Source organism: Candidatus Acetatifactor stercoripullorum (assembly GCF_944382095.1).
Taxonomy (GTDB): domain Bacteria; phylum Bacillota; class Clostridia; order Lachnospirales; family Lachnospiraceae; genus Acetatifactor; species Acetatifactor stercoripullorum.
The window spans coordinates 1-20,250 of the sequence record NZ_CALWMU010000049.1 but is presented as its reverse complement, the minus strand read 5'-3'; the positions used below and the strand labels follow the sequence as shown (position 1 = coordinate 20,250).

The window sequence follows — 20,250 nt, the reverse complement described above, 5'->3', positions numbered from 1 at the left end:
TGTAACTGAAGCTGTAGAGGCTGGCGTAAAATCTAATGATATTTGTGTCAGTTAATTTTTATTCGATGTACTAGATAATAAAACCGCAGGCTATCAACCTTTTGATCAATGATATCCGTGAGCGTTGCTTTCAGGGCAACACACTGTGCATTATCTACAATACACTCAAATACAGAATTTTGCACTCTCCTTCCATAATTCACACACTGTTTCGCCACCTTTCTCAGCCTCTTTCGGCCTTCGGCGGTTTCCGTATTCACATCATAAGTAATCAATACCAGCATTTCCCACCTCACTACCTCACTTCCACAAAAATACAGGATATCCGTCCAAGTCGCCTCTCAAATACCTGGCCAAGAGCATAGCCTGTACATAGGGAACCATTCCCCACTCCACTTTCTCTTTCAAGTATGGATGTGTTATCACTTCTTTTTTCTTATTCTGCCATTCTGCCAGCACTTTTCTCCGAAGCTCATCATCCATCAGCACGGCGCCATTTTCTTTTTTAGAAAAATTTTTACCGCTGATCATCTTTCGATTAATCAGTGAAAGCACAAAGCGGTCCACCAAAACCGCGCGAAGCTCCTCGATCAGGTCCAAAGACAGCGAAGCTCTCCCCGGACGGTCTGTATGGAGATATCCCACGCAAGGATCAAGCCCTACCGTCTCTAATGCCGAAGTAATACTATTGGTCAGGAGTGTATACACAAAAGACAGCAAAGCATTTACAGGATCAGTCGGCGGCCTTTTATTTCTTCCCCGGAAAGCAAAATCCTTCTTCTGCTGCAAAATCAACTGGTCAAACACCCCGAAATAAATACTTGCCGCCTCTCCCTCATACCCTCTGAGCTGTTCTTTCGACTGACTGTTTTGAATCAGCACCAGTGCATTTTTCAGAAAATCAGATGCTGCTTTTACCTGCTCTGCATCCAGCTGCATGCTGTGATCTCTGATTGCCCGTTCTAACACCCACCTGGCATTATATACTTTTCCCAAAATACAATTCCTTGCAATTTCCAGGCTGATCTTTTCATCTCTGCTGCTGTCATACTGCTGTTGCCTTAAAACTACATTTCCTCGTATTTTTCCTGAGATTCTTGCCAAAAATTTCCCTTGAGGAGTGAGATAACACAAAGAAATATTTCTGTCAGCACAAGCCCCCATCAAAGCCGGACTGGTTCCCCGGTATCCAAAGGAAACGATCCCCTCCAGATTGTGAAGGGGCAGCCTGCCGATCTCGGTTTTATCCTCAAAGACAACCACATTTTCTCCATCCAGGGCCAGATAACTGTTTTCGGAAGTAATATATAAGGTATTTAACAATTTTTTCATACCATACCCTTCGTCCGCCGGGGCGGACGCCCTTTCTCGCAATTTCCTTCACCCTTTATTCCTCTTCCTGCAGCATCTGGGTAATATACGTCTTTACTGAGACAGATTTTCCCAATTTCGGCAGACAGATTTCCTTCAGGGAACAGGCATTGCAGGATTTGCTGTATTTTACCTTTGGCGTATAACGCCTTCCGTAATATTTGTGCATTTCCCGAAACATTTGTGCCACTTCCTCTCGCAGCTTTTCCGTAATTTCCACCACCTCGCGCCGTCTGGTCTCCCCATAAAAAATGGCTCCCTCCGGCACCTTTGCCGAAAACATTTCCTCCAAACACAAAGCCTGGGCTGCAAGCTGCAGCTTGTCCTCATCTGTCACCTTGGGCTTGCCCTTCTTGTACTCAATGGGATATATGGAATAGAGCCCTCTATGTCCGTGCAGCTTTATTCCATCTTCGCATTTATGAAACTCGACCACATCGCACTCTCCGCTGATACCTAAGCTTTTCGACGAAACGGGAAGTGACCGGGCTATGATAGTATCCCTTCTCTTTTCCGTCAAATAGGGGTCATGGGCTTTTTTGTGCATCAGCTCTCCCACCACAGTATGCACATTTTCTGCCCATTGCTGCTCAATGTGAATCAGCGCCCATTGCCTTCTGCAGAATTTAAAATGCTGGATTCCTGAAATCATCAGAAAATCGTCTTCCTCATATTCCATTATATCAATTCCTCATTTCTGAGCGACTTGTCGCGAAGAGGCAAAATCTCACAAAAGTGAGATTGCAAATATCAAATTTGCGTCTGCCATCACAGCTATTTGTTTTCCCTCAGAAACAATATAGCCAACGCGAATAAATCGCGTGTGAAAAATCAGCACATCAGTGTGATTTTTCACACTATCCTTTTTATTTCAACTGTGTCCGGAATCCTTTCCTCATGTATCAAAACCGTGTAATCCTGGTACTTTCTGGGGTATTCCACATTTTCCTTTTTGGATACCTCCACCGCCTCAAACAGCTTGTAGGCAGGACAGTCCCCCAGTTCTTTGCTGTGTTTAAAGACGATGAGCTCCCGAACCGCCATTTTCCCTCTTGCCGCAGAGTGGTCATGCTCAAACATATTTAAAATAGCCTCCCACAAAAGCTCCAGGTCCTCTTCCGAAAAGCCTGTGACCTTACGGGCAAGATTAGCGGAAATATATCCCTCTGCGCGATATAATCCATAAGGTACGATGCTCTTTCTTCCCATTTCCGTCTGTTTATTTTCCGCATCCTTTTCCGTGGTAATAGCAACTCTTGTAATGGTTACCTCCTGACTCATAACAGGATCAATGCTTCTGGCAAACCCGAGCTGTACCGGCCCTCTTACCTGTCCGCAGTTTAAGGATGCCTTTACAAAGGTAGTCATCACCGCCCCAAAGGTTCGGATATCATAAAAATTCTCACACATATAATCTCTCAGCTTCACGTCTGCATCCGGGTCATCCTTTTTCAGCTTCTTTAACGCTTCTGCCACTTTTTTGTCATCTGTTTCCTCAATCCCTAACGCGCTGCAGGCTTCTTTGTCGCTTCTGTTTAAGGGCACATCCTCCTTAATATAGATTTTAAAGCCCTTCTCATCCTCCTTTACCGTCTCCACATAATTTCGGATTTTCCGTTTTAAGCATACGTCCGTCACAAGCCCCAGGCCGCTTTCCGGATCGATTCTTGGCATATTTCCGGCATCCGGGTCCCCATTGGGATTTCCATTCTCCACATCAAATAAGATTACAAATTCATACCGGTTTTTAATCACTTCACTCATTTGTTTTTTCCTCCCTTTTTTCATATTTTTTCTGCGTTTGGTGATAATATCCCAAAATAAATTTCCCCTGTTCCTCCAGTGAAAGACGATTTGGGAAAGCATCCAGATTTCCCATGATTTTCGTCAACAGCTGTTCGTAATATATCTTGGAGCCCATCTTGTCTCTTTCTAATTTTTTCATATGACTGTTTTTCAATTTGATCAAAATAGGAAAAACAGAAGCGGGCGCAGCGCTGGCTGAGTTAAAATAGCGCTCCCGGATCGTGGCATTGATTCCCGGGTTTGCGTCTGTCTGAATCGCTTCCAATACAGAAAACAGCCTTCCCAGCAAGTATGCCGTATCTTTACTTTCTTCATTAAGTGCCATATAACATTCTCCCTTCTCCAGTTTGCGGTTATGAATCAAAAAAGCCTTTATCAAAGCGGCTCTCCCCCAGGTAATACATCCCTGCTCTGCCCGAATCCGGATCAACGTATCCGTATAAAGGCTTTCCGGGTATCTGGCTCCTGAAATAATTGCCTGCAGCGTCATGGCCGCCATATTGGGAATCGGAGATTTTTCCCTGGCTTTCTGATTTACCGTTTCAAACAGCATATCCCTGATACCAAGATACTCCCGCTGCTCCCAGGAAGGCTTTATGATCTCCATTCTCTCGTAATGTCTGGAAAGCTGTTCCAATATATTTCCGAAAGAATTCTCATAAAAAAATCTGACGGATAGTCTTGCGGCGTTGGGCGCAAGCCCCAATATATAAAACCTTTGCTCAGGGTCTAACACAATTCCCTTCACCTCTATGGGGCTTTGGGTTTTTAATTTCTGGAAAACATTTTTAATTTCCTCCTGATTATCCGGCTTTGGATCCACAGTAAAGGAGAATGCCTCCTGATATTCCTCCTTCCCGCTCTCCGCCCAAAACACAATCATGGAATCTCCAAGCAAAAAGGTCTCCTGCTTTTGGCTCAAAAGATAATTCAATGCGGTGGTGTAAGCAAACTCCGCATATTTTCCCACCGGAGCATTATAGCTTTGTTCCTTCCCGTAGGACTCAAATGCCGGTGCATTAAAGGAAACCAGCGCGGCCCCGCTGGACTGTGCTCCGGGCACTCCCTTAATGGTTTTATGGATTCGGGAAATTTCAGACCTTTTGCCTGTCACAAGGCAGATTCCCTCCTGCCCCCCTCCAGACGCATTCCGCTTTTTCTCCCAGGCCTCCCTGATAAAGGAATCCTCCTGGGCATACTGCATTCCCATAGAGAATATAAGGTTGCCCCCATCTGTGAGCTCTTCCCATTTCTCCTTTACCTCACTGCACGCTTCAGCCTCATCCGGCTTCCAGCTTTCAAAAAAAAGCCGTATTGCCCGCGCCATGTCTCCTTCCACATCTGCAAGCAGGGTTAAATGCTTTTCTTTTGCAGCCTGAAAGCACTCCAATACTCTTTCATTTGTGCCCGCCCCATCAATTCCCAGAATATATTTGGAATTATCGCACAGAAAATTCGCCAATACCCCCGAGGAACGTGTAACCATCTCCGGAACCTGCAGATAAGAAGAAATCCAGACCTTCTTTTTTCCCCTCTCCTCTTCTTCTTTCAGGGAAATGAAACCTGTTATTTTTCCTTCTTTGGATAAATTGACTGCATAAGAAACCTTAGCCCGGCACCAACCCTCTTTTGACACCCTTCCTTCCTCCGCCAGGTTCTCATAATGCTTTACCAATGCCTGTAAAATCACCGTATCACCTCGCAGTCTCTTAAATCCAACACGCCCCTTCTCATCACCGCTCTGAAAAACATGGGCTGCAGATTTCCAGGGTCCGTATAATCCATGTCATAAAGCATAAAGCCCAAATCCTTTTCCATAACCTGATCATAGGCCGTTTGAATCTCCCCCTCCTCGCACAGACAAAAATGTGCGGGAAACTCCCTGCACCCGAAGTACGGCATATGAAAGCATTCCCCCCTTTTCAGGCGCCTCATGATAATATCCTTGAATTTTCCAGGGTTATCCGTTGGTTTTGCCTCTTTTGTCATTTCAAAATGCGCTTCGATCACATATTCCACATCGCACAGCAGCAAGGACGCTCTTTGCACAATCTCTGCCTTACTGCTTATGTAAAGAGGTTTTGAGGCTCCATTATAGGCCTGAAGCACATTGCCTGCCAGAATTTTGCTTTTTACCTCATTTCGCCGGACGCTGGTAAACTGAATCGGCTTTTTTACATATATTTTGTCAATCTGCCATCTCATCCCAGGATGCCAGTAGATGGCTTCCAAAATCCCTCTGGCAGCGGATGGGGTTATCACATCATAAGAACATCTCTCCACCTTCATTTCCGGTCTTGTGAAAAGCGCATAGTCTCCCCATACCCGGACCCTTACTCCCATTCCCATAATCCATGCTCCTTCCTGTACTTCACTAAAGCACCACTCCCTCCTTATAACATGCAGCGATATACTTCTCTGTTGTTATCTAACCGGCCTTTTTCACAAAAAAACCGCCGCTCCTGAATCCCCCTCCAGGCACAGTCCCATCTCTTCTGAGTATCGATCATGATCCACGAGCTCATAGAAATCCTGTATTTCCTGTGAAACAGGCCTTACCATTCCCAGGCCTTCCAGTCTTTTCAGCTCCCGTTCATATACCTGGATGCAAAACTGTCCGGCCCTTCTCATCCCGCTTTTGGTATATCCCTGCTGCTTTAACTGGTGCAAAACTTGATCTGCTTCCTCCTCCCTGTTAACAAATATCGTCTTGGTATTTTCCTCAATCAGCCTAAATTCCTTCCCCACCTTTGCAAAGTGAAATCTTTTCTGCTCAAACTCCTCTAAAATTTTCTTTTTATCCAGACTCTCCCCTCTGAAGTGATACAGCATCTGGAAATATTGTTCTATTCCCTCCAGTGAAAAAATATCTTCCCCCTCTGCCAGCAGAATTTTCGTCACATCCGTCTGCTGCCTCAAACCCGGCATATATTCTTTCTCTTCAAACTGGAAAATGGAAACTACGCTCTCCTCTTTTCTTTGTCTGCCCTCTCTATTGCATCTGCCTGCCGCCTGTATCATAGCGTCTACGCCTGCAAGCTGCCTGTACACGGCTCTGAAATCCAGGTCAACCCCCGCCTCCACCAGACTGGTGGAAATCAAAAGGCATTTTTTCCCTTCCTGCAGCCGTTGTCTGATTTTCTGCAGAACGAGGCGTCTGTGCCTGGGATACATGGAAGTGGATAAGTGAAAAACGCCCTCTCCCGCCAGCTTTGTATACAAAGACTGGGCCCTTTTTCTGGTGTTTACGATACAAAGAGCCTGTTCTTGTGTCTCCAGTCTTTCCAGCAGCTCTCTTTCCGTCACCGTTCCTATATTTTGAAAGCTTACTCTCTCAAAAAACCGAAACTGCTCCTCCATCCTGGGACATAGCTCCAATGCCCTTAACCCACTTTGGAAAAAGGAATCCAGTGCCGGCTGCGTGGCAGTACACAACACAATGCTGGCTCCGTATTGGTTCACCAGCTCTTCCATCATTGTAATACAAGGCTTCAAATAATCGTTTGGGAGCATCTGGGCCTCGTCAAAAATAACAACGCTGTTTGCAATATTATGTAATTTTCTGCATCGAGACGACTTGTTGGAAAACAAGGATTCAAAAAACTGCACATTGGTGGTTACCACCACCGGCTTGTCCCAATTTTCCGCCGCCAGCTGCATGGGATGCAGCTCCTCTGCGTCCTGAAACTCCACGTTATGGTGATGCTCCAATACATTCTCGTCTCCCAGAATTTCCCGAAATACCTGGGCATTCTGCTCAATAATGCTGGTATAGGGAATAACATAAATCACCCTGTCCATGTGATTTTGCGCAGCATGACGCAGTGCAAACGCCAGTGAGGCAACAGTCTTTCCCCCTCCTGTGGGCACAGTCAGCCGAAACAGGCCCTTTTCGGCTTCTTTCCCACAGTCCAGACAATGCTTTAAAATTTCTGTCCTTCTTCCATTTACTGTGTCTATATCCTGATTCATCAGCCAGTCCGAAATATACCCTTCCAGCTTTCCCAGAAGCACATTCACGTCTTCTCCAAAATCCCGGCCTGTCTGTCCGTTTTTCATAAATTTTTCCGTATCCAAAAAATCCGCATCCACCAGACAGGAATACAGCATTCTGATAAAAACGCTCAAGGAAAAATCAGGAGTCTTTGACTTTTTCACATCGAAGGGAATGGATTTTACTTCCGGTATTTCAATCTCCTTTTTATATGCCTGAAAGTCCTCCACCTTTTTTCTGCTTCTGCCTATTAAGGTGGGGGAATTGCCGGTATCCGACATGCTGCCATAGTCCGGCAGGCCCGCGTGATGTCCTGCAATGCAGTAGCTCATAAGTCCATATAAGCCCTCTTTTTCCAGACAGACCTGCGCTCCTGCACTGGAATGATCTACCCGCTTATTGCTGCCTTCTATGATTTTTTTCTGAAATTCCGCAGAGTATTTGCCGATGTCATGCAGCATACCGCAGCAATAGCCCCAGTCGCTTTTTCCAAACCGGCCCGCAAACGTTCCTGCAAGCTTAGCCGTTTCGTTTAAATGCTCCTTTATGGTCTGCTTTCTTTCCCCGTCCACATGTGCTAAATATTCCATAGAAATCCACCTTTCAAAGAGCGGCATATAGCATCTGCCCTTTTGATGATACAAAACAGGAAATAAAGCTGCGCTTACGCTGACAGCCAATTCAGGTCATTCTGCTTTTGGATACTGTCGCTTCAATCCCAGACAAACGACAACTTGTTCACCGAGATATGCAGATTTTCCTTTGATATTATAACACCGGGTCACCAAGGCAATCATCATCCATTCTGCTCAAAATCCACCTCCCTCACACCCTCTCATCAAAGAATTCGATCAAACATATCCTTTGTTGAAAGCTGATCAACAATCTGATTTTCTGTTGAGTGCCCGTACTTGGATATGCCTTGCATATCTTAATGTTGGATATTCTAGTGCCGTCCCACACCCAGACGACGGCTTGTGCCTGTCTGCATATCTGCAAGGTAGCTTTATCCATTCCAAGTTCCATGTCAATAATAAATATTGGTATCTTGTTTTACACCGCTTTCCAATTTAAGGGGAAAATTTGTTTTTCTGCTCTTTAGGGCAAAAATGATATCACTCATATCAAACTGCCCTTCCGCAAAAAGATTGTTTCAGACGAACCAAATGATTCAAGATTTAAATAACTTCAGCGCTGTCATCTCCAATTTTCATTCCCCATTCCCACTTTTTTGGCACTCTTTATTCTTTATATCATAAAATTTCCGCAATTTCAATACTATAAAATTATTATTTTAACAATTTTAATTATTTATTTTAGTTTTGTTATATAATAAAAGTAAATTGTCCTTTTACAAGAAAAAATAGACATAAAAGAGCCTGCCCAGCAATTAGGAATTGCCGCAGCAGGCCTTTTTTCCATCCCCTTAATACGTTTCTTCATAATACCCATGCAGCATAACATGGAATCCATACCTTATCATTCCAGCCCCCATGGAAACTATATATATGGCAAGGACAGGTATGGTCACCAGAAAGGGGAAACCCATGTCAAATATTAAATACAGGCCTGTCAGCAGGATTCCAAACAGCATCACCGCCCGAATCATAATCCATAGCCCTTCAAGCACATCAGCTGCAGAATGTTTCTTCTTCAATGTTTTCACCTCAAAACTCTACATATATTTTTTTTCCACTGTAATATACAGTTACTTCTTTCCGCAGAAATCTCTTTGGGCTTTTATTCAGCCCCCTGATATAAGCGCGTTCTACCGTCCCATCCTTCCGCTCATATTCCACCTGGGCACTCCACGTAAATTCGAAAAAAAAGCCATGGGAATTTATTGGTCCATCGGGAAATTTACTGAAACTATACCGCTTCACACCGCCGTCATACGAAACGATCCTCCCAGTCGTTTTGACCGCCCTTTCCTTAAAATCGCCTGCCTGTGTCAAAGCCCTGCTCCTTCGTTTTATCTCCCTGGCAGCACCATTTGCCGTCAAAACAAAACTAAAGACGCCAAAAACCATCATAAGGATTGGCTGCTTTGTTATTCGAATAATATCAGCGGCTGCTGCCAGCAGCAAAAGCCCTCCCAGAAAACGAAACCTGTAAGTCTCTCCCGTTCCCAGGTTGGGAAACCACATTTCCTCTTTATATCTGATCATTATCACACCTCGTTGTTTCCCTGGATGATCCCACAAAATACTTCTTTTTTGTTTTAGATATATCATATCCGCCCTTCATAAGCAAGGGCTATTAACCTAAAAAATAGACAGACATATCATGATATTGCAAAACAGCCCTATAATTCCACTACCATATCTGCATGGGCCAGCGTGGAGGCTCTATGGGCAATGACAATGGTGGTTCGGCCCTCCATCAATCTGTCCAGGGCTTCATTTACCAGCTGTTCCGACTTATGATCCAGGGCAGAAGTGGCCTCGTCGAGAATCAATATAGGTGCACCCTTTAATATAGCCCTGGCAATGGCAATTCTCTGCCGCTGGCCGCCGGAGAGAAGATTTCCTCTCTCTCCGGCTCTCGTTTCATAGCCCTTTTCCAGCTTTTGTATAAATTCATGGGCATTTGCCAGCTTAGCTGCATTTATGATGTCCTCCCTGCAGGCGTCCGGCCTCCCGTAACGGATATTCTCCGCAATGCTCACATCGTACAAATAGGGCTCCTGGGACACATAGCCGATCAGCTTCCGCACTTCCGCCAGGGAGTACTCGTGGAAGGCTTTTCCCCGGATGAAAATTTCCCCGGCGTTTACAGGATACAAGCCAAGTATCAGCTTTGCAATAGTGCTCTTTCCTCTGCCGGACTCGCCCTTTAGTGCAACGCATTTCCCCTTGGGAATATCCAGGTTAAAATGCTCCAAAACATTCTGTATGCCGTCATAGGAAAAGGTCACATCACAAATGGAGATTTCGCTGCCTGCCCCTTGCCTGTATACTCTCTTGCCGTTGGGCTCCCGGCTCTGAGCTTCCCCGTAACGCTCCGGCTCCTCAGGCAGCTCCATAAATGCAAACACTCTCTTGGCATTGGCCAGATAGCTTGCCATAGAGGGAATATAAAGTCCTACCTGCAGGAAATTCCAGCTCATAGAGCCATACAGCAGATAGATCGCCGCCAGATTATCCACGGTGGTGACATCCCTGCTTACAAAAACAATCCCCAGCGCGATAAATACCAGTGACCCCAGCAGTTCAAAAAGCTGATTTAAGCCGTCTAACTGAGCGGACATGAGGTTCATCCTGTTTTGTTTCCTGCGGAATTTCTCATTATCCTCCACATAGCGATCCACCAGCACGGATTTCAGGGAAAAAATTTTAATCTGCTCCATGCCCGATAAAATATCAGAGATCCGCTGGGTTATGGACACGTTGGTGGCAGACATTTCTCTGCTTAAGCGCTGCATGGGCCCGATAAACAGACCGTTTACCACAACCAATGCCGCGCTGGCTCCAAACAGGCAAAGTGTCACCTGCCAGCTCAGCCAAAGCATGGAAATCAGGTAAAATATCATCATCAAAAAGGGCATGAGCACTCTTCGAAACCGGGACCCGTAAATACCGCAGGCCCGTTCACAGTCATAAATTACCTTGGACATAAAATCACTGCTCTGGTTCTGCTCATAGTAGGAGTAGGGAAGCCGCATACATTTGGCATAAAGAGCCTTCTGCAGATTTGCGCCGCCCCTTTTGGCCTCCATGGTATACACATAAAAGGCCGCTGCATACACAAGCAGCAGCAAAAGCCCCAATCCCACACAGGCCGCCCCTTCTTGGAAAAGCCCCTCAAACAGATTCCCCTGTTCCTTATTTTCCACACGGGAAATAATATTTTTGAGCAGAAGCGCCGTTATCATGTCAAATCCGGACAATACCACGCTCATTGTGATAATAGCAAGCAAATAACGAAAAAATCCGCCCTTCATCATTTTCAGCATCCGCCACAAAATGCCTAGGTCATTACTGCTGTCCGCATCCTCAGAACCGCATTGTTCAAGTATTGCGTCACTGAATGCCATTTGCCCGCACCTTCCTTTCCGCAATTCTGCCATCTTCAAATACATAAATCTCGTCTGCATCCTCGATGGTATTCAGACGATGTGCAATGGTGATCACCGTCCTGTTGCGCGAGATTTCCCTTAAAGCCTCCTGTATCCCCTGTTCCGTCTCCACATCAACCGCTGAGGTGGGTTCGTCCAAAAGAAGTATGGGCGCATCCTTTAGAAATGCCCTGGCAATGGATATCCGCTGCTTTTGTCCGCCGGAAAGTCTGGCTCCCCGCTCTCCCACCTCTGTCTCATACCCCTTTGGCAGCTGCATGATGAAATCATGGATATTTGCCTTTTTACAGGCATCCATGATCTCCTCTCTGGATGCTCCGATCCTTCCGTAGGCCACGTTTTGAGCAATAGAGCCGGGAAACAGAAATACATTCTGGGAAACCAAAGCGATCTGTCTGCGCAGAGCGCCTATATCCCACTCCCCAAAATCATGTCCGTAAATACGGTACTGGCCCTTCTGGGGATAATAAAACCCGCACAAAATCTTCATTACTGTTGATTTTCCGCCGCCGGATCTGCCCACAAACGCCACACTGCTGCCCTTTTTTACGGTCAGGCTGATATCCTTTAGGACCTCCTTTTCCTCAGAGTAGCCAAAGCTCACATGGGAAAGCTCTATCACCGTATCCCCCTCCGGCACAAAGTCGCCGGTTCCGGACATTTCCTCTTCCTGATTTAAAACCTCCTGCAGTCTCCTGACAGAAACGGCGTATTCCTTGATAGACGCAATCTGACCGGGAATATTCCCCATGGGTCTGGCGATCTGGTCAAGCAGCATTACATAGGCAAAAATAGCCCCAACAGACATTCTTCCTTTGCCCGCTTCATAGAGACAAAACAGATAACAGATCAGTTTTGGAATCCATCGCACCAGATCCCCCATGACATAATTCGCGGCCAGCACCTTTGTGCGATGAGACTCATTCTTTACGATATCATCCTCAATATGGTCAATCCGCTTTTTTTGAAGCTCGTACAGGTTAAATGCCTTGCCCACCAGGATTCCCTGGATCGCATCATAGGCAGAATTTTCCAGATCGTCATACAGCTGACGGCGCACTGCCGCCACTGCGCCAACCGCCTTGGTAAGCCTATTGGCAATCCACAAAAGAATGGGATAGCAGACCACCGTCACAAAAAGCAGACGCACGCTCTGTATCCCTATGTAGACACATACCGTGACAATGGAAACAAATGCCACCAAAAGCTCGGGGATGCACTCTGCAAATAAAGCTTCTATCTGATACATATCAGACAAAAGCTTATTCATCAGCGCTCCCGTGCCCTCTTTATCAAAATAGACGGTTCTTATTTTTACTAATTTCCCAATTAACATATTTCGCATATCCGTCTGCATACGGATACTGAAGGTATTTTTGGAATAGCTTTTGCCAAACGCAGCAGCGCCTCCAAGCAGCATGAGCACAATAAAAGGAACCATAAATTCCTGCAAGACAATAGCCTCCCCGGCAAACAGGTTGTCTGTGGCATCTGCGATCCTGTCGCTTCCCAGCACTAATATCTGTGTCAAGGCATAGGAAAACAACACATACAAAAGGCACAGGTACCAATACCTTTTAAGGGGGTCTGTTAAATGGGGGTTTTTTGAAGATTTCATCAGAACTCCTTTTCGTCAAACAGGCTCATCTGCCTGTAGCTGTGATCTTCCGGAAAATCTCTCAGATATGCAAAAATATCCTTAGCTTTATACATAATTCCTGCCTTGCGGCAGGTTTCTTCAAAAATAGCCGTAAGCCTCTGACTGTCCGGACTATTTAACTCGTAAGCATACCCATATCTGCTCTGGTATTCCTTCTTTAGCCCGGGAAATTTCTCATCCAGCGCCTGATAAAAATATTCCCTGCTGCCCTCTCGGAGCGTGACGCCCATTCCCATATTCATGATCCCCTTCACTCCCGCATCCACACAGCAGCTTAAAATCCCCTCAAGATTTTCCACTGTATCGTTAATAAAGGGAAGAACGGGCGTCAGCCAGACGACGGTGGGAATTCCCGCTTCCTTCATTGTTTTCAAAACCTGTACCCGTCTGCTTGTGACACAGACATTTGGCTCAATGATGCGGCACAAGCTGTCATTATATGTGGTGAGCGTAAGCTGCACCACCGCTTTGGCCTTTTCATTGATCCTGCACAAAAGGTCCATATCCCGCAAAACCCGGTCTGACTTTGTCTGCAAGGCTGCTCCGAATCCATACTTTTCCACCAGCTCCAAGCACTTTCTGGTCAGCCCAAGCTTCTCTTCACAGTGCATATAGGGATCGCACATAGAACCGGTCCCAATCATACATTTTTTCCGTTTGGAACGAAGTCTCTGCTCCAGGAGCACAGGGGCATTCTGCTTGACTTCAATATCCTCAAAGGAATGTGTAAAGCCGTAGCATCTGCTGCGGCTGTCACAATAAATACATCCATGGGTACATCCCCGGTAAATATTCATTCCATTTCCGGCTGATAAGATTCCTTTTGCGTCAACAAAGTGCATTTTCATCTCCATTCCGCAGCGCAAGAATGTTTCCTCACAGCGACACGTCGATCTGCACAGCCTTTTTCTTCTCTCCAAAATGCTTCTCTTCCAGCTCCAACATTTCTTCCAGAATCTTTTTCTCGACCTTTGCCGTATCTTTATCCTCTGTCAGCTCCTGCGCCTCTCCACTATCGTCCGTCTCATATTCCGGCTGGTCCTTGTTGTCGGAAGAAATTTCAGGCTCCTTCTCTTCTGCCTGCAGGTGCTTCGCCCTCCTGACCTCTTCTTCCGTAGGCAGCTGCCCAAAGGCAGCGCTCTTTGTAAAGTCATGATATACCTGCACGGTCCGTCTGGTGTCTCCCAATATCCTCTTTGCCGCTTTCACCTTTTCACTCTTTGGTATATTAGGATTGTTCACAACGGACTTTAGCTCCGAAAGCTTTCCGTTCATTTTATTCACATGAAGTCTCTCTGCCTCTTCCTTTGTTTTACAATTCCGAAGCCTTCTCTCATAGGCCTTTTGCTCTATCTTATCAGCCTTATATTCCATGTATGCCTGAGGGTCCTTCTGTTTCAGCCTGTCCAGCTCTTCCCTCGTAAGGTCCTGGCCGCTCATGAGCTTTGTGTAAATTTGATTATACTTCTCACTTTCACGGTTGGCCTCAAGCTGTTCCTTAAAGTCTTGAATCATCCGCTCCTGTGGGGTCAGCTCTGCGTCCTTCTTTTTCAAAAGGTTTCCCGATTTCTTTTTGTTTTCCCAGCTGCCTGCTGCCAGCATCTGATTTACTGCATTTCGTATCGTTCCCGCTGCCATGTACTGCCTCCCGTTCCTCAACACATTTCCATTTCCTATTTTGGTTATCGGATCATCAGGCTGTTTATTACATAGCAAATAGCATATTACTTTTCATGATATTGATACTTTTTCAGCTTCCTGCCTGTAATGATACAAATTAAGCTTCCGCTTACACCCAGAATAAACATCATAAGCGCGGCGCCGGAGCCCTTGCCTGTTCCAAAGCAGGCTTTTAAAATGGATACATCACCATATATGCGCATAAATGGCTCACACACATTATCTACCATAAAGCCGCCGATAAATAATCCTATCGGAATGGTGAAAAACTGAAATGTATTGCGGCAGGCATAAACACGTCCCTGCAGCTCCACGGGAATGGAGGTTCTGAGAATCACATCCATGTTGGCGCTCATAATCGGCACAAGAATCCACCCAATCACCTGGCCTATGCACCACAATACAGGTTCTCGGGAAAATGCCAGCAAAAAATTTTCAGTACTTAACGAAAAAAGCATCGTCAGGTAAATAATCCGTACTCTATCCTTCGGTTTTGGCAAAATTGAAACTAACAGACTGCCTAAGATCATCGCAATACCGGCGCAGGATGTAACAATCCCAAGAACGGAGGAGCCTCCTTTGGGATTGGGAAGAACATAACCGGGCAAGGCTGCATCAAAGGCAGATGCCACGAAATTAACGCCGGACATGAAAAGAATCAGCGCCATAAGAAGCGGATTTTCCTTCAAAAACACCAGTCCGTCCTTTGCAAGATAAAGTATATTTTCCTCCTTTGCGCTTCCGCTTTCCGGGATTTTGATAAAAAACAATAATGCCGCAAAGGCAACTGCAAAGCTCCCAATATCAACTGCTATGACAGCATTCAGTCCTGCTAATGCGTACAATGACGTGGCAATTAAAGGATTCAATATGGATATCAGCGATCTTGACAAAGAACGCAGGCCGCTTGTCTTCTGATAATACTTTTCCGGTATGACAAGCGTCATTGCAACCTCAGAAGCAGGCTGCTGCACTGTATTCATTAACCCGGAAACCCCATTCAAAATATATAGATGCCATACCGCCAGACAATTTGTCCGAAATAATACAAATACAATGATTGTACATATTGCTGCAAACACATCGCAGCTAAGCATCGTCTTCTTTTTGTCAAATCGGTCTGTCAGCGCTCCGGCAAATATGCTCATAATTACATATGGCGTATAAGAACATATTGTAAGCGCAGCCGTACCTAAAGAAGAGCCTGTCTTTTCATATAACCACAATGTCAATGCAAATGCAGTAATGCTGCTGCCAAGCTGAGAAATGCTTTGGGTGCTCCAAAGAACCCAAAAATCTCTTAATTCCGATCTATGATTTTTCTTGATTAATTTCATATCTTTGCTCCTTTTATTTATGATTCATCCATAAAGCAGAAGCAAAGTCTGAGGATATCAGCAAAACGCCGTTCCTCCATGCAGCCTCCTCAGACTCTGCACGGAGCTGATGCAATACAAAGTATCATATTGTCTTCCTTCCTGAATTTTACTCTTACCTAAATTATGCCGCCCGTTTTTACTTCTTCAAACTCCTTTTGTATCTCCTCTGACGGAGCAGGCGTCAGAAGGGACACAATCACGATACAAAGGGCCGAGAACAAAAATGCAGGCAGCAGCTCATAGATGTCCCACACACCGCCCAGGGGACGCACCAAAAGGTTCCAGACAAACACCATGCCTGCGCCTCCCAGCATCCCGGCAATGGCCCCCGCCCGGGTGGTGCACTTCCAGAACAGGCTAAAGAGCATCAACGGTCCGAAGGTGGCTCCAAATCCTGCCCAGGCAAAGCTGACAATGGTAAAAATAACGCTGTTCTCATCCAGGGCGATCACAATCGCCGCAATGGCAATCACAAAAAGCGTGATTCTTGAAATATGCAGAACCTCTTTGTCAGAAGCCTTTCTTCGGAACAGTCCCTGATAAATATTCTTCGCAAATGCAGATGCCGCAATTAAAAGGTAGGAGTCGGAGGAGCTGATGGTGGCCGCAAGAATTCCCGCCATGACAAATCCAGCGATCAAAGGCGGAAGCAGACTGGTAGCCAGAAGGATAAATATGTTCTCTGCATCAGAGGACGTCAGCAGAGCCGTGGGATACAAGGCACGGCCCACCACCCCGATAAACACAGCAATGGCTAAGGAAATCACCACCCACACTGTGGCAATCCTTCTGGACCTTGTGAGTTCATTTTCATTCCGGATGGCCATAAATCGAAGAAGCACCTGGGGAACACCAAAATAACCAAGCCCCCATGCCATAGTGGATACCACGGAAAGGATGCTGTAAGAACCCTTCTCTCCAAACACCGGCTGTCCCGCCGCCACCTGCTGCACCCCATCCACTGTCTGAGGGGTAGCGATTCCGAAAAATTCAAGAAACCCCGGTATGGAGCCTACATTATCTATGACAGCATCCAGGCCGCCCGCCGCCGCAGTTCCCACGCACACAATCACTCCCAGTGCAACAATCATTACAATGGCCTGCATAAAGTCAGAAGCGCTCTCCGCAAGAAATCCGCCAATCAGGGTATAGATCAAAACAAATACAGCGCCCACAATCATCATGGGAATATACGGCATGCCAAACAGCGTGGAAAACAGCTTGCCACAGGTCACCAGACAACTGGCCGCATAAACGGTAAAGAAAATCAGAATAAACAGAGCGGATATGGTCATAATGATCTTGCTCTTTTCATGAAACCGATTTGAAAAATATTCTGGAAGGGTAATGGCGTTTCCCGCTTTCACACTGTAACGGCGAAGGCGCTTGGATACCATGAGCCAATTCACATAGGTGCCCACAGCCAGACCGATGGCCGTCCAGGCTGCGTCTGCAATTCCGCACCAATAGGCAACGCCCGGCAGTCCCATAAGCAGCCATCCGGACATGTCCGAAGCCTCGGCGCTCATAGCCGTGACCCACGGCCCCAGGCTTCTTCCTCCCAGAAAATAAGCATCCGAATTGGCGTTTGCCCTTTTTGCAAAGGTTACTCCCAGTATAATAACCACCGCCATATAAGTGACCATCGCAATCAATATTTGTACTGTGTCTCCCATTTTCTGCCCTCTCCCATTTCTGTCAGTTCAGTCTTTATTGTGCATGGACTTAATTATAATCAAAAAATGACAATCCAGCAACTATACTATGTCACATTTTTTTGATTGGATGGCGAATCACAGTTTTTAATTTTTCCGGAGCACATCTTCTGGGGTCAGACAGATAGATTTCGTGATGCCTTCTGCATAGGGGCCGATGTGCAGGCACTGAACACATTCCCCCTCTTCATATATGAGGAATTACACCTTGGAAAAGTCTGTTTTCTTTTTGACTGCTGCCTCTTTGACCGCCCAGTCAAAATCATCCTTTGTCACAAAATCGGGCAGACGGATCGCCTTTCTCACGGACTGCAATATATTTTCATGGCCGGCACCTTTACGATGCCTGGTTCCTTCGGAGGCATATAAAATTCTTTATACTCTTTCTTATAATCAAATGCCATGGCTGTTCTATACTCCTTTCAGATTGGAAACCCGGACAGCTATGCTCTCCTCAAATTCAGCGTCCTTCAGATTGGGGTCCCTCGTTTCCCTCCAAATGCCGCAGGGAAGAGACTTGCAGTCTTTGCAGGCAGCATACCTGTGTTTATTTACACAGCAGGCATAAATGGGACAGGGTTTTCCACTTTCCGCATGGAATACCTTTCCACTGCATTCGTTGCAGCCCTTGCATAGATTGCCGTAAAAACCACATGTACTGCATTCTGTGCCGCATGCCGTCAATCCAAGAATCTCCCTCTGCCGTTTCTTTGAAAAGCCTGCCAGAACCAGGCCGTAGGATTTATCCAGCAAGTCGCGCAGCAGGTCATCCGGGACTTTTCCATCCGGCTTCACAGAATTCCAATGCTGCTTATCCGAGTAATATCCGGGAATGATATCCTCATACTGGGAGCGCAGAAAATCCCCCTCCATGGGCTCCAGCTTTAAATTAATGTAGTAAGGCTGATTCTGTCTGTTTAGACAGATGGCCGCGAACATTTTTCCACCCACATGATAGCGAATCCAATTCCATGTCTCCTGTAAATCCTTTGTCACACCTCTTTTTTGAAGCAGATACTCATCCATCCATTCATAACGCATTTTTCCCTCCGTTCCAAAGCGTCACAAGCCCGGGGCCGGAACGGGAAGCGATTATTTCGGCCTTCCCTCTTCCTGTCTGTAACGCTTCCATGTGTTCTCAAGACAAGCCGCCAGCTCTGCCCGGAGACTTTCCGGCTCCAGAAGCTCTGCCTTTTCTCGAAAGGACAAAAGCCAGGTAAGCAGGTTCTCCTTGTCTGTATACTCTGCCTGAAAAAGCAGCCTTCCGTCAGGGCGGACAGTAAAGCAGCCCGTCCCAAACTCTTCTACAAGCCTCCATTTGCAATCGGCTTCAAACAATGCTTTCACGGAAATTCCCCCGGGAAATATCCGCTCGTCCGAAAGATCAGGCAGCGGCACATGGCGCCTGGCAAACACCCGGCCAGACAGCGACACCTTATCCATCCGGTTGAGCTTAAACAAGCGATAATCACCCTTCCACTTGCAAAAGCCCCACACATACCAGCTTGACCAGTGAAAAATCAGGTAGTACGGCTCTATACACCTTTCGCTTTCCCCACTGGGAGCAAAATACTGAAATTCCAGCTCTATGCTTCTGTCAATGGCCGCGCGGATCTGTTCAATTTTGGGAGCCAGCGAAGCCTTGTACCAGGAAGCCAGATCAATCAGCACCGACTGATCTCCAATCAGGAAATCCGATGAACCGACGGACAGCTTGTTCATCAGCTGCTTGTACTTATTTGTGCCGTTGATACTGTCCAGACTGCGAAGTCCTGCAAGAATATCCTGCATTTCCGCCCTGGTAAGCAAAGCGCGATCCAGCTTATAGTTTTCCATGATGGAAATACCGCCGTTTGCCCCCTGCCTTGTGACAATGGGAATTCCCGCCTTGCAGAGGGCTTCTATATCTCGTCCGATGGTTCTTCTGGAAACCTCAAACCGTTCCTCCAGCTCCGGAGCCGTAACAGCTTCTTTTTGCAGCAATATGGATAAAATCCCGATCAGCCTGTCTATCTTCATGGCGATTCCTTTCAAGCAGCTTTATGATAACACGGAAAACGAGACACCTGTATGTCTTGTTTTTGTTATATTCTGTAATCAGCCTTGTTATATAAAATATAATTCAAAAATCACTTCTTTCCCTGTCTGCACGTTGATCCGCTCCACAAAGCTTGATAATATGACCTGCGGTTTTCGGCTGAAACATTTTCTCAATGTCCGGTTTTTCTGCTTTAATGTCCAATTTTTCTGTGGATTTAAATGTGCCGCCTTGTGCTCAATCATTCAAGAGATTCTATTTCTTGTATTCCCACACTCCATATCAATGGCTTCCGAAACAGTGATGTTGTCCTTAATACACTTATTACGGAATTTATCGCCCTCCGAGTCAAACACTACATGACGGGCAGAGTGGCTAAATCTAAGGATTTCTAAGTATCTATCCTTTGTAGTCCCACTATGCTCTCGATTTGTTCTTCGTTGTCCAAACTGATACTCATGTCTTCCTCGATGATCGGCAGCTTAAATTTGATGGATTTTAACCACTGTCCATTGGCTTGGCGTTCCGG

17 protein-coding genes and 1 pseudogene are annotated in these 20,250 nt (G+C 46.1%); all 18 read right to left on the bottom strand.

The genetic code is table 11. The annotated features are described in order from the left end of the window. Positions 1-47 precede the first annotated feature (47 nt). Positions 48-284, bottom strand: coding sequence for a CRISPR-associated endonuclease Cas2 (gene cas2 / locus SHK35_RS12550; protein WP_334303690.1), 237 nt, complete (start codon positions 282-284; stop codon positions 48-50). A 16-nt stretch (positions 285-300) separates the two neighbouring features. Further along, positions 301-1,332, bottom strand: a complete 1,032-nt coding sequence (cas1c, locus tag SHK35_RS12545) for a type I-C CRISPR-associated endonuclease Cas1c (RefSeq protein WP_318710044.1) — start codon at positions 1,330-1,332, stop codon at positions 301-303. A gap of 55 nt (positions 1,333-1,387) precedes the next feature. Beyond that, on the bottom strand, positions 1,388-2,050 hold the full coding sequence (cas4, locus tag SHK35_RS12540; protein WP_318710043.1) for a CRISPR-associated protein Cas4: 663 nt from the start codon (positions 2,048-2,050) through the stop codon (positions 1,388-1,390). Between the two features lie 173 nt (positions 2,051-2,223). After that, the gene (cas7c, locus tag SHK35_RS12535; RefSeq protein WP_318705232.1) at positions 2,224-3,135 is read right to left on the bottom strand and encodes a type I-C CRISPR-associated protein Cas7/Csd2; all 912 of its coding nucleotides are present in this window, start codon (positions 3,133-3,135) and stop codon (positions 2,224-2,226) included. Continuing rightward, on the bottom strand, positions 3,128-4,867 hold the full coding sequence (gene cas8c / locus SHK35_RS12530) for a type I-C CRISPR-associated protein Cas8c/Csd1 (RefSeq protein WP_318710041.1): 1,740 nt from the start codon (positions 4,865-4,867) through the stop codon (positions 3,128-3,130). Before cas8c ends, cas7c begins: the two co-directional genes overlap by 8 nt. Further along, complete coding sequence (gene cas5c / locus SHK35_RS12525) at positions 4,864-5,526, bottom strand: type I-C CRISPR-associated protein Cas5c (protein ID WP_318710040.1); 663 nt, start codon at positions 5,524-5,526, stop codon at positions 4,864-4,866. Before cas5c ends, cas8c begins: the two co-directional genes overlap by 4 nt. Before the next feature lie 93 nt (positions 5,527-5,619). Beyond that, complete coding sequence (gene cas3 / locus SHK35_RS12520) at positions 5,620-7,761, bottom strand: CRISPR-associated helicase Cas3' (RefSeq protein WP_318710038.1); 2,142 nt, start codon at positions 7,759-7,761, stop codon at positions 5,620-5,622. An 836-nt stretch (positions 7,762-8,597) separates the two neighbouring features. Continuing rightward, positions 8,598-8,828, bottom strand: coding sequence for a hypothetical protein (locus SHK35_RS12515; RefSeq protein WP_318705238.1), 231 nt, complete (start codon positions 8,826-8,828; stop codon positions 8,598-8,600). Between the two features lie 10 nt (positions 8,829-8,838). Next, entirely contained in the window at positions 8,839-9,339 is a 501-nt protein-coding gene (locus SHK35_RS12510) for a hypothetical protein (protein WP_318710036.1), read from the bottom strand. 137 nt (positions 9,340-9,476) lie between these two features. Then, the gene (locus SHK35_RS12505; RefSeq protein ID WP_318710033.1) at positions 9,477-11,207 is read right to left on the bottom strand and encodes an ABC transporter ATP-binding protein; all 1,731 of its coding nucleotides are present in this window, start codon (positions 11,205-11,207) and stop codon (positions 9,477-9,479) included. Further along, positions 11,194-12,867 (bottom strand): ABC transporter ATP-binding protein, encoded by a 1,674-nt coding sequence (locus SHK35_RS12500; protein WP_318705241.1) that lies wholly within the window; start codon positions 12,865-12,867, stop codon positions 11,194-11,196. The genes SHK35_RS12505 and SHK35_RS12500 overlap by 14 nt, the downstream gene beginning before the upstream one ends. After that, the gene (locus SHK35_RS12495; protein WP_318705242.1) at positions 12,867-13,751 is read right to left on the bottom strand and encodes an SPL family radical SAM protein; all 885 of its coding nucleotides are present in this window, start codon (positions 13,749-13,751) and stop codon (positions 12,867-12,869) included. The genes SHK35_RS12500 and SHK35_RS12495 overlap by 1 nt, the downstream gene beginning before the upstream one ends. Positions 13,752-13,785: 34 nt before the next feature. After that, positions 13,786-14,547 (bottom strand): hypothetical protein, encoded by a 762-nt coding sequence (locus tag SHK35_RS12490; protein ID WP_318710032.1) that lies wholly within the window; start codon positions 14,545-14,547, stop codon positions 13,786-13,788. Positions 14,548-14,633: 86 nt separating this feature from the next. Beyond that, entirely contained in the window at positions 14,634-15,926 is a 1,293-nt protein-coding gene (locus SHK35_RS12485; RefSeq protein WP_318710031.1) for an MFS transporter, read from the bottom strand. A 158-nt stretch (positions 15,927-16,084) separates the two neighbouring features. Beyond that, positions 16,085-17,644 carry a sodium/proline symporter PutP gene (putP, locus tag SHK35_RS12480; protein WP_318710030.1) on the bottom strand — a complete coding sequence of 520 codons (1,560 nt, stop codon included), beginning with the start codon at positions 17,642-17,644 and terminating at the stop codon, positions 16,085-16,087. Positions 17,645-17,735: 91 nt separating this feature from the next. Beyond that, positions 17,736-18,087: pseudogene (locus SHK35_RS14225) on the bottom strand (hypothetical protein). Positions 18,088-18,094: 7 nt separating this feature from the next. Next, a complete protein-coding gene (locus SHK35_RS14140) occupies positions 18,095-18,724 on the bottom strand; it encodes an MmcQ/YjbR family DNA-binding protein (RefSeq protein ID WP_330638252.1) in 630 nt (209 codons plus the stop codon). Between the two features lie 51 nt (positions 18,725-18,775). Beyond that, a complete protein-coding gene (locus SHK35_RS12465; protein WP_318710029.1) occupies positions 18,776-19,702 on the bottom strand; it encodes a helix-turn-helix transcriptional regulator in 927 nt (308 codons plus the stop codon). Positions 19,703-20,250 lie beyond the last annotated feature (548 nt).

Bases quoted from the DNA above. Each gene is read 5' to 3' on its own strand.
- cas2 (WP_334303690.1), bottom strand. From the start codon at position 284: ATGCTGGTATTGATTACTTATGATGTGAATACGGAAACCGCCGAAGGC.
- cas1c (WP_318710044.1), bottom strand. From the start codon at position 1,332: ATGAAAAAATTGTTAAATACCTTATATATTACTTCCGAAAACAGTTAT.
- cas4 (WP_318710043.1), bottom strand. From the start codon at position 2,050: ATGGAATATGAGGAAGACGATTTTCTGATGATTTCAGGAATCCAGCAT.
- cas7c (WP_318705232.1), bottom strand. From the start codon at position 3,135: ATGAGTGAAGTGATTAAAAACCGGTATGAATTTGTAATCTTATTTGAT.
- cas5c (WP_318710040.1), bottom strand. From the start codon at position 5,526: ATGGGAATGGGAGTAAGGGTCCGGGTATGGGGAGACTATGCGCTTTTC.
- cas3 (WP_318710038.1), bottom strand. From the start codon at position 7,761: ATGGAATATTTAGCACATGTGGACGGGGAAAGAAAGCAGACCATAAAG.
- SHK35_RS12510 (WP_318710036.1), bottom strand. From the start codon at position 9,339: ATGATCAGATATAAAGAGGAAATGTGGTTTCCCAACCTGGGAACGGGA.
- SHK35_RS12505 (WP_318710033.1), bottom strand. From the start codon at position 11,207: ATGGCATTCAGTGACGCAATACTTGAACAATGCGGTTCTGAGGATGCG.
- SHK35_RS12500 (WP_318705241.1), bottom strand. From the start codon at position 12,867: ATGAAATCTTCAAAAAACCCCCATTTAACAGACCCCCTTAAAAGGTAT.
- SHK35_RS12495 (WP_318705242.1), bottom strand. From the start codon at position 13,751: ATGCACTTTGTTGACGCAAAAGGAATCTTATCAGCCGGAAATGGAATG.
- SHK35_RS12490 (WP_318710032.1), bottom strand. From the start codon at position 14,547: ATGGCAGCGGGAACGATACGAAATGCAGTAAATCAGATGCTGGCAGCA.
- SHK35_RS12485 (WP_318710031.1), bottom strand. From the start codon at position 15,926: ATGAAATTAATCAAGAAAAATCATAGATCGGAATTAAGAGATTTTTGG.
- putP (WP_318710030.1), bottom strand. From the start codon at position 17,644: ATGGGAGACACAGTACAAATATTGATTGCGATGGTCACTTATATGGCG.
- SHK35_RS14140 (WP_330638252.1), bottom strand. From the start codon at position 18,724: ATGCGTTATGAATGGATGGATGAGTATCTGCTTCAAAAAAGAGGTGTG.
- SHK35_RS12465 (WP_318710029.1), bottom strand. From the start codon at position 19,702: ATGAAGATAGACAGGCTGATCGGGATTTTATCCATATTGCTGCAAAAA.